This is a genomic window from Enterobacter cloacae complex sp. P14RS (assembly GCF_014895895.1).
Taxonomy (GTDB): Bacteria; Pseudomonadota; Gammaproteobacteria; order Enterobacterales; family Enterobacteriaceae; genus Enterobacter; species Enterobacter bugandensis.
Window position 1 is genome coordinate 532,070 of sequence record NZ_JADBQM010000006.1, and the last position, 10,040, is coordinate 542,109.

General features: G+C 44.3%; 9 protein-coding genes and 1 pseudogene. All 10 read left to right on the top strand.

Features of this window, described 5'->3' with window-relative positions; translation table 11 throughout:
- Positions 1-4: 4 nt before the first annotated feature.
- Positions 5-1,396, top strand: a complete 1,392-nt coding sequence (gene wcaM / locus IM295_RS06505; protein WP_193066418.1) for a colanic acid biosynthesis protein WcaM — start codon at positions 5-7, stop codon at positions 1,394-1,396.
- A 176-nt stretch (positions 1,397-1,572) separates the two neighbouring features.
- Positions 1,573-2,469 (top strand): GalU regulator GalF, encoded by an 897-nt coding sequence (gene galF / locus IM295_RS06510; RefSeq protein ID WP_041909139.1) that lies wholly within the window; start codon positions 1,573-1,575, stop codon positions 2,467-2,469.
- A gap of 353 nt (positions 2,470-2,822) precedes the next feature.
- Positions 2,823-3,905 (top strand): dTDP-glucose 4,6-dehydratase, encoded by a 1,083-nt coding sequence (gene rfbB, locus IM295_RS06515; protein WP_049137379.1) that lies wholly within the window; start codon positions 2,823-2,825, stop codon positions 3,903-3,905.
- A 51-nt stretch (positions 3,906-3,956) separates the two neighbouring features.
- On the top strand, positions 3,957-4,901 hold the full coding sequence (locus IM295_RS06520) for an NAD-dependent epimerase/dehydratase family protein (protein ID WP_047367926.1): 945 nt from the start codon (positions 3,957-3,959) through the stop codon (positions 4,899-4,901).
- On the top strand, positions 4,901-5,935 hold the full coding sequence (locus tag IM295_RS06525) for a glycosyltransferase family 4 protein (protein WP_193066419.1): 1,035 nt from the start codon (positions 4,901-4,903) through the stop codon (positions 5,933-5,935). The genes IM295_RS06520 and IM295_RS06525 overlap by 1 nt, the downstream gene beginning before the upstream one ends.
- Positions 5,936-6,496 carry a sugar O-acyltransferase gene (locus IM295_RS06530; RefSeq protein WP_063849690.1) on the top strand — a complete coding sequence of 187 codons (561 nt, stop codon included), beginning with the start codon at positions 5,936-5,938 and terminating at the stop codon, positions 6,494-6,496.
- A gap of 38 nt (positions 6,497-6,534) precedes the next feature.
- On the top strand, positions 6,535-8,421 hold the full coding sequence (locus IM295_RS06535) for a nucleoside-diphosphate sugar epimerase/dehydratase (protein ID WP_047363176.1): 1,887 nt from the start codon (positions 6,535-6,537) through the stop codon (positions 8,419-8,421).
- Between the two features lie 81 nt (positions 8,422-8,502).
- Positions 8,503-9,042: a dTDP-4-dehydrorhamnose 3,5-epimerase gene (gene rfbC / locus IM295_RS06540; RefSeq protein WP_028013780.1), complete on the top strand. Its 540-nt coding sequence runs from the start codon at positions 8,503-8,505 to the stop codon at positions 9,040-9,042.
- Positions 9,039-9,857 carry an NAD(P)-dependent oxidoreductase gene (locus IM295_RS06545; protein WP_193066420.1) on the top strand — a complete coding sequence of 273 codons (819 nt, stop codon included), beginning with the start codon at positions 9,039-9,041 and terminating at the stop codon, positions 9,855-9,857. The genes rfbC and IM295_RS06545 overlap by 4 nt, the downstream gene beginning before the upstream one ends.
- Positions 9,850-10,040 (top strand): annotated as a pseudogene (locus tag IM295_RS06550) (O-antigen flippase); the annotation flags it as partial. The gene IM295_RS06545 and the pseudogene IM295_RS06550, both read left to right, overlap by 8 nt.

Sequence of the window (10,040 nt, forward strand, 5' to 3'; positions counted from 1 at the left end):
TTGTATGCTGAAAAAGATTACCCGACGCACCTTTGTCACTTCTCTGTCCGTGCTGGCGGCCTCGCCGCTGCTGTCGTTCCGCATGGCGCGGGCGGCAAGCGGAAAGACGGTCTCCATTAATCAGTACAATAACAACGACTGGATCGCCGCTTTTAAGCAGGCGTTTAAGGATGGTGACACCGTCGTTGTCCCGGCCGGACTTACCTGCGAAAACATCAATACGGGCATTTTCATTCCCGACGGTAAAACGCTGCTGATCCGCGGAGCGTTAACCGGCAACGGACGTGGGCGTTTTGTGCTGCAGGAAGGCTGCAAAGTGATCGGTGAAGGCGGCGGGCGCACGGAGAACATCACGCTCGACGTTCGCGGCTCTGACTGCGCGATCAAAGGGCTGGCAATGAGCGGATTTGGGCCGGTGACGCAGATCTACATTGGTGGCAAGAAACCGCGCGTGATGCGCAATCTGGTGATTGATAACATCAGCGTGAGCCAGGCTAACTATGCCATCCTGCGCCAGGGCTTCCATAATCAGGTCGATGGCGCCCGGATCACCAACAGCAAATTTAGCCATCTGCAGGGCGATGCGATCGAGTGGAACGTTGCCATCAATGACCGCAATATCCTCATCTCCGATCATGTGATCGATAACATCAACTGCACCAACGGCAAGATCAACTGGGGCATCGGCATCGGCCTCGCCGGCAGCACCTACGATAACGACTACCCCGAAAAGCAAACCGTGAAGAACTTCGTGGTGGCAAATATCACCGGCAGCAACTGTCGCCAGCTGGTGCACGTTGAGAACGGGAAACACTTTGTTATACGTAATATAAAGGCCAAAAATATTACCCCCGATTTCAGTAAAAAGGCGGGTATAGACAACGCAACGGTCGCCATTTATGGCTGCGATAATTTCATTATTGATAATGTCGACATGGTCAATAGTGCCGGAATGTTAATCGGCTATGGCGTAATTAAAGGCGATTATTTGTCCATCCCGCAGAACTTCAAGCTCAACAATATTCACCTCGATAATCGCCAGCTTGCGTATAAGCTGCGCGGAATTCAAATTTCATCCGGTAATGCGACCTCCTTTGTAGCGATCACCAACGTGGAGATGAAGCGGGCGACGCTTGAGCTGCATAATAAGCCGCAGCATCTTTTCTTACGTAATATCAACGTGATGCAGGAGGCAGCTATTGGCCCCGCGCTGAAGATCAACTTCGACCTGCGTAAAGATGTGCGGGGTAAATTTATGGCCAAAGACGAAACCTTGCTGTCGCTGGCGAACATCAAAGCGGTGAATGAGAAGGGGCAGAGTTCAGTGGATATTGACCGGGTGGATCAGCAGGTAGTGAATGTGGAAAGGCTGAATTTTGCGCTTCCGCACAGATAATCGACAACTTTCTTTTTTGAGACTATTCCTGGCACAGAAGTGTGATCTATTCAGATTACAACTACAGAAATTTGTGGGGCTAAGGCGTAACATTGTCAGAGGATTACGGCAAATCATGCTGGCGAAAACAGGTTTAAGAGCTATAATTCGTCAACCATTTTAAGGTGGAAGAAATAATGATTAATTTGAAAGCAGTCATTCCGGTAGCAGGCCTGGGCATGCATATGCTGCCAGCCACTAAAGCCATCCCTAAAGAGATGCTGCCGATTGTCGACAAACCGATGATTCAATATATCGTCGACGAGATTGTTGCTGCAGGGATCAAAGAAATCGTCCTGGTTACCCATTCGTCCAAGAATGCGGTTGAGAACCACTTCGACACCTCTTACGAACTTGAAGCACTGCTTGAGCAGCGCGTCAAACGCCAGTTGCTGGCAGAAGTGCAGTCTATCTGTCCGCCAGGCGTAACCATTATGAACGTGCGTCAGGCACAGCCGCTGGGTCTGGGTCACTCGATTTTGTGTGCCCGCCCGGTAGTGGGTGATAACCCATTCATCGTTGTTCTTCCGGACATCATCATCGATACCGCTTCAGCCGATCCGCTGCGTTACAACCTGGCGGCAATGGTGGCGCGTTTCAATGAAACCGGCCGTAGCCAGGTGCTGGCGAAACGCATGAAGGGCGATCTCTCCGAGTACTCCGTTATCCAGACAAAAGAAGCGCTGGAGACGGAAGGGCAGGTGAGCCGCATCGTTGAGTTCATCGAAAAACCCGATCAGCCGCAGACGCTGGATTCGGATCTGATGGCGGTTGGCCGTTATGTTCTGAATGCCGATATCTGGGCGGAGCTGGAAAAAACTGAGCCAGGCGCCTGGGATCGTATCCAGTTGACCGATGCAATTGCAGCACTGGCGAAAAAACAGTCCGTTGACGCGATGCTGATGACAGGTGACAGCTACGACTGCGGTAAGAAGCTGGGATACATGCAGGCGTTTGTGAACTATGGGCTGCGCAACCTGAAGGAAGGGGCGAAGTTCAGAAGCCGGATTGAGAAGCTGTTGGCTAACGACTGATATTCCTTCCGCGTCCAGAACAAACGGCAGTTATCATTTTTGGTGTTGAGACATAACCAAAATGATAACTGCCGTTTTTTTGTTATTAATTTTAATGATTACATAGGGTTATCTGATTCAAATCTCAGCAGCTTTGTAGCGATTTGTGCTTGTTTCTCTGGTCGTTTAGGACGACAATTAACGCCAGTTTTTGTCTGTAACCAGACAAGCAAAATCATTAATCAAACATCGCTCAGTGCACTGGTAGCTGTTAAGCCAGGGGCGGTAGCGTGCTCAATTTCTGAAACCATTATTAAACACTCAGGTTTCAGAACCCCAGTATCCAGACATATACACTAGACGGAACAGATAACGTGAAAATTCTTGTGACGGGCGGGGCTGGTTTTATCGGCTCAGCGGTTGTGCGACATATTATTAAAAATACACAGGACGATGTCGTCAATGTAGATAAGCTCACCTATGCCGGAAATCTGGAGTCGCTAACAGAAGTTAGTGATAGCAACCGATATGCCTTTGAGCATGCCGATATTTGCGACAAAGACGCCATGGATCGGATCTTTGCAAATCATAAGCCTGATGCGGTAATGCATCTGGCTGCTGAAAGCCACGTTGACCGTTCTATTACGGGCCCGGCAGCGTTTATCGAAACCAATATCGTCGGCACTTATGTGCTTCTGGAAGCCGCCCGTGCGTACTGGTCCACGCTTGATGAGCAGGCGAAGAAAGCGTTTCGTTTCCATCACATCTCTACCGACGAAGTGTATGGAGATTTGCCGCATCCTGATGAGCATCCTGCATCAACTGAGCTGCCACTCTTTACTGAAACTACCGCGTATGCGCCCAGCAGTCCGTATTCAGCGTCAAAAGCCTCCAGCGATCATCTCGTTCGTGCCTGGATGCGTACCTACGGTTTCCCGACCATCGTCACCAACTGTTCAAATAACTATGGCCCTTACCATTTCCCGGAAAAACTGATTCCGTTGGTTATCCTGAATGCATTGGACGGCAAAGCGCTGCCTATTTACGGCAAGGGCGATCAAATCCGCGACTGGCTCTATGTTGAAGACCATGCGCGTGCACTTTATACCGTGGTCACCCAAGGGAAACCGGGGGAGACGTACAACATTGGTGGACATAACGAAAAGCAAAACCTGGATGTGGTGCATACGATTTGCGATCTGCTGGATGAGATTGTGCCTAAAGAGGGGTCGTATCGCGATCAGATTACCTATGTTGCTGACCGTCCGGGCCATGACCGCCGCTATGCGATTGATGCTGAGAAAATTGGACTTGAGCTTGGCTGGAAGCCTGCGGAAACATTTGAAAGTGGGATTCGTAAAACAGTTGAATGGTATTTGGCAAACACGACATGGGTAGAAAACGTTAAAAGCGGGAATTATAAGACCTGGATTGTACAAAATTATCAAAATCGTTAAGGGCTGTCCGCCTCGATATTTATATGGTTAATTAGCTGATAGGGGACGACAATGAAAATTTTAGTGACTGGGGGAACTGGATTTCTCGGTACTGCTTTAGTCAAAACGTTAAGATCAGCAGGTCACCAGGTAATTTTCACTACGCGTCGAGAAGAAAATATTGAACAGGGAATGTATAATCTTGGCGATATTTCGGCTCAAACGAATTGGACTACGCTTTTACAAGGTTGTGATACTGTCATTCATACCGCAGGAAGAGCTCATATCCTTAAAGATGATGCTGAAGATGCGCTGACAGAATTTCGTCGTGTCAACCATGATGCGACAATGAAATTAGCTAACGACGCTGCAAACTGTGGCGTAAAACATTTCATCTTCGTCAGTTCAATTGGAGTAAATGGTAATTCCACATCGGGAATCCCTTTCAGTGAATCGACACCTGCCAGACCAACGTCAGATTATGCTATTTCCAAGCTGGAAGCCGAGGAAAGCCTTCTCAAGGCATTTTCAGGTAGTAATATGGCAATAACAATCGTTCGTCCGGCTTTAATCTGTGGTCCAAATGCTCCGGGTAATATTCAACGCTTATTAAAGTTAGTGTCTAAAAACCTGCCTCTGCCTTTTAAGTCAGTAAAAAATAAGCGCGCCCTTGTTTCACTAGACAATGTTGTGAGCTTTATAAGTGAATGTACAACAAATGAAAAGTCAAAAAATGAACTTTATCTTTTGGCTGACCAGGAGCATCCTTCAACTGAAGAAATGATTACGGCATTTTCTACCGGGATGGGCATGACAGCGCGGATTGTTTATTTCCCTCGGGCATTACTTAAAATTTTTCTTTCAGCAATGAGGAAAAAAAGTATATATGACCAACTGTATGGCGATCTGGAAGTCGACTCAACGAAATCAAGGGAACAGCTTCAATGGACTCCACCCGTTACGTTGCAGGAAACGATGGTAAAAACAGCGAAGAATTTTATTGAAGGTAAAAAATAATGTTGTATCTGGGGATTGTCGTTTTTGCATTCTTTATCTCATGCGCGATGACCTGGGGTTTAAGGTTGTACGCCATCAAGAATAATGTGATTGATCAGCCAAACCAAAGAAGCTCACATAGTGTGCCGACGCCGCGCGGTGGAGGGGTTGCTATAGTATTAACATTATTAGCTGCATTACTATGGTTGGTACTGACAAAACATATCTCTTATGAGACATTTTTAGGCTTCTTCGTGCCGGGCTTATTGATTGCGGTTATCGGTTTTCTCGATGATCATGGACACATTGCTGCGCGCTGGCGTTTGCTGATGCATTTCTTAGCAGCAGCAATAGGTCTCTATTTCTTAGGAACGTTTCCGGATATTGATATATTTGGCTATGTCGTATCTTTGTCATGGTTTGGAATAATCATAGGAAGCGTCTATCTTGTGTGGATGTTGAATCTATATAACTTTATGGATGGCATTAATGGTCTTGCAAGCTCTCAAGCCATTACTTTTTCTCTGTGCAGTGTCGTTATAATAACGCTTAGCCAAAACCCTGGTTCTCCTGATGCGATGACGATGATTGCACTGGCTCTCGCTGGGGCTGCCGCAGGATTCATTGTGTGGAACTTCCCTGTGGCAAGGATCTTCATGGGGGATGCTGGAAGTGGTTTTTTAGGTATTACTATTGGCCTGATGATTCTTTATTTTGCAAAGCTAGATTCACATGTCTTGTTCGCTGAACTTTGTCTGCTTGGTATTTTTATTGTGGATGCAACTACTACCTTGCTTAGAAGATTACTGGCTGGTAAAAAAGTTTATGAAGCACATGCAAGCCATTGCTATCAAATTCTTGCCCGCAAATATAAGAGCCATGTTCCGGTAACATTGGCGGCGATTGCAATAAATATTGTGTGGTTGTTCCCAATTGCATACTTAATCATTTCTGCAAAAATTGATGGAATTGTTGGCATCATCATCGCGTGGCTACCATTGATATTTATCGCTTTCAAATGTGGGGCTGGAGTCAAAGACAAAGAGAATGCATAAATGAATGATCTGATCATTATAGGAGCTGGAGGGCATGGACGTACGCTGTACGAAACTGCTAGACTTTTGGGATATGAAAATATTGTATTCCTCGATGATAATGAATCGTGCTTAAATACTTCAGAGATTCATGTTATTGGGAAAACATCAGATCTTAATCTCTATGCGGACACTGCCAAACATATTGCTATAGGCATTGGCAATAATAAGCTAAGAGAAGTATTCCACCATCAGCTTCAAAGTTTAAGTATTACTCCTACAACGCTGGTACACCCCTTTGCATTTGTGAGTCCGTCCGCTACCTTGGGGAGCGGGAGCGTAGTTTTAGCCGGTGCAGTTATTGGCGCAAACTCAACCTTAGGAGCAGGTACGATAGTTAATAGTCATTCGACGGTGGATCATGATTCGACTCTTGGTGATTTTGCCCACTTAGGGGTTGGCGTGCATCTTGCCGGTGGTGCGAATATTGGGAGATCGGCTTTTCTGCAAGCGGGAACAGTGGGTGGATATAGTGCAACAGTGGATGAGCATGCCATATGCCCTCCCGGTACTATTTTATAAATTAATAGCAAGCTTTAACGAGGCGACTAGTTTTTAGTATGCTAACTTATTTAATTTCTTTGCCAAGACCAATAAAACGGATTATTACACTCTCCATTGATGTTGTTTTGTTAACGTGTGCATTTTGGTTTGCATTTTGGGTTCGTATTGATTCTATGACACCGTTAACTAGCGTATCCCACTGGTTACTGCTCACATCAATAATAGTAATTACTCTTGCCATCTTTGTAAAACTTGGACTTTATAGAGCTGTAATACGTTACATAACCGCGAAAATACTGCTTGTTGTTTCTCTTGGAATGCTAATTTCGTCGTTACTCCTGATTATTGCCGCTTTTTACACAAACCTCTATCTTCCAAGAACCATCCCCTTTATTTATTTCTCGTTCGGGGTATTGCTTGTGGCGGGCTCGCGCCTTGGAATGAGAATGCTAGTTAATCGTGGCTTAAAATTGGGAACCCGCGTCATCATATATGGGGCCGGAGCTTCAGGACGACAGTTACTTCCCGCGTTGAGTCAGATGGATGAATACTATCCCGTTGCGTTTGTTGACGACAATCGCTCATTACAGGGGCAGGTGATCCATGGTGTAAGTGTGTTTTCGCCAGAAAAATTGGCATGGCTAATCGAGAAGTATGAGGCTAAGAAAATTCTGCTGGCGATGCCAAGTGCGAGCCGTGCGAGAAAAAATGAGGTGATTTCTACCCTCGAAGGACTACCTTGTGAGGTGCTTTCGATTCCGGGAATGGTTGACTTGGTTGAAGGAAAAGCGAGAATCGATGCTTTACGTAAAGTAGTAATTACCGATCTGTTAGGTCGCGACCCTGTTTCACCGATCCCTGAATTAGTCTCAAAGAATATTCTTGATAAAACGGTCATGGTCACTGGCGCAGGAGGATCTATTGGTTCTGAACTATGCCGACAAATAATCAAAAATAAACCTTCACAACTAATTCTTTTCGAGTTATCAGAATACTCACTTTATTCTATCGATTCTGAGCTAAGAAATTTAATTCTGACACAATCCTTGAATACTAAGATTTACCCAATTTTAGGTAACGTTCAGGATATGGAACATCTTGAAAGGCTAATCAAGGCATTTAACGTTGAGACTATATACCATGCGGCAGCCTATAAGCATGTTCCGCTAGTTGAATTCAATGTTATTGACGGTGTCCGTAACAATATCTTTGGAACTTTGTGCTGCGCTCAAGCTGCCGAAAATTGTGGCGTCGAAAGTTTTGTTCTTATCTCTACAGATAAAGCTGTGCGGCCAACAAACACAATGGGTGCGACAAAGCGTATGGCGGAGCTGATTCTGCAGGCCCTGGCATCAGAATCGAGTAAAACCTGCTTCAGCATGGTCCGGTTCGGGAATGTGTTAGGTTCGTCCGGTTCGGTTGTGCCCCTATTTGAAAAACAAATCGCTGCTGGTGGTCCGGTAACATTAACGCACCCTGATATCACCCGTTATTTCATGACCATTCCTGAAGCAGCGCAGCTTGTGATCCAGGCTGGAGCAATGGGTAGTGGGGGAGATGTTTTTGTGCTGGATATGGGCGACCCGGTTAAAATTATTGATCTCGCCCACCGCATGATTGCCTTGCAGGGACTTTCCGTCCGCGATGATAAAAATCCTTATGGTGATATTGCTATCAAAACGACGGGACTGCGGCCTGGTGAGAAGCTTTATGAAGAGCTTTTAATAGGCGATAACGTCTCTATAACACAACATCCACGAATTAAAACGGCTAATGAAGTCATGCTTCCGTGGAGTGAAATGAAAAATATTCTTGCAGAATTGGATATCTCATGTCGCAACTTTGATTATGAACGGGTGCGCAAAATATTGCTAAATGCACCTACTGCATTTAATCCTACTGATGACATCTGTGACTTACTCTGGAAAGAAAACAACAGTTAAGTATTTTAAGTCAGTACCAAAATCTGAAATTAACTCACAAAGTAGATGGGAAAGAGATTCTTTCCCACCGAAGGATTTATAATGAACGTAATTCAAACACCTTTAAAAGATTGTGTGATCATTGAGCCTAAGGTTTTTGGTGATTCTCGCGGTTTTTTTCTTGAAGCTTGGCATAAAGAAAAATATGAAGATGCAGGAATTAAAGGTACTTTTGTACAGGATAATCGCTCACGTTCGAGTCGAAATGTTCTACGTGGACTGCATTTCCAGAAAACGAAGCCTCAGGGTAAATTAGTTAGCGTAATCAGCGGTGAAGTTTATGATGTTGCAGTGGATCTTCGCCAAGATTCTGATACATTTGGCCAATATGTTGGTGTACTTCTTTCAGGCGAGAAGAATAACCAGTTGTACGTTCCTCCTGGGTTTGCCCATGGATTCTGCGTATTAAGCGATTATGCCGATTTCCACTATAAGTGTACTGATTTTTACGATCCAAAGGATGAAGGTGGGATTATCTGGAATGATCCGGATATTGCCATTGACTGGCCGATAACATCACCACTCCTCTCTGAAAAAGACATCAAATTAATTACACTCGCTGAGTATAAGAAAACGTTATGAAAGCACATTATACAGTGATCGGTGGACGTGGTTTCATTGGTAGTGAAATCGTGGAAAACCTTCTGGCTAAGGGCGAAAAAGTTGAAGTCCCGCCACGCGATGATGAGACTCTTTTTGATAGAGATCTGGGCATTGTCATCTATGCTGCTGGCAATGGTGATTGTGCAAACACACCATTTGATGTATATAAATCAAACACCGAGTTGCTGGCATCAATTTTGGAATGCGCTGAGTTCTCGAAATTAATCTATATTTCATCAACGCGCGTATATATGGAACAAGATAGCGCGTCGGAAAATGATAATCTTACGGTATGCAGCAGCGATAACCGAAGACTTTTTAACCTTACTAAACTGGTAAGTGAAGAATTATGCCTTAAAAGCAGTCGAGATACGATTATTGTCAGACCTAGTAACGTTTATGGTTTGGCGTTAAAAAGTAAGTTATTCCTGCCAAGCATAATAAGAAATGCAATTTCGAATAAACATATTGATATGTATGTTGCGCCTGCATATGCAAAAGATTATGTTTCAGTTACGGATGTTGCAGAAATGATTTACCTCATCAGCCGTAAGAATGAACATCAGATCTATAACATTGCTTCTGGTGTAAATACCAAAGCATCTGATATTGCAGATTTAATTGCAAGTAAAACTGGCTGTACGATCAAATGGCATGAAGGTTTCAAAGGTGAGTATTTCCCTCCTACGGATAATACCAGAACTATAAATGAGTTCGGCCATGTCTATAAAAATGTATTGTCTGATATAGAAATAATGATCGATAACTTTAAAAAGAATATGACAGATGTCTAATTTTTTCTTATCAGCCATTAAAAAAAATGTGGCGGATGAAGATAAAAGAAAAGTCTTTGTGAACTTTTTTTATCTTAGCCTCGAGAGAATCACTCAACTCGTTATCATTATTATTATTAACGATTATTGATAAATCATTATAATTTTGGTGATTTCAGTAGCTGGCAATATTCTCTCGTTATT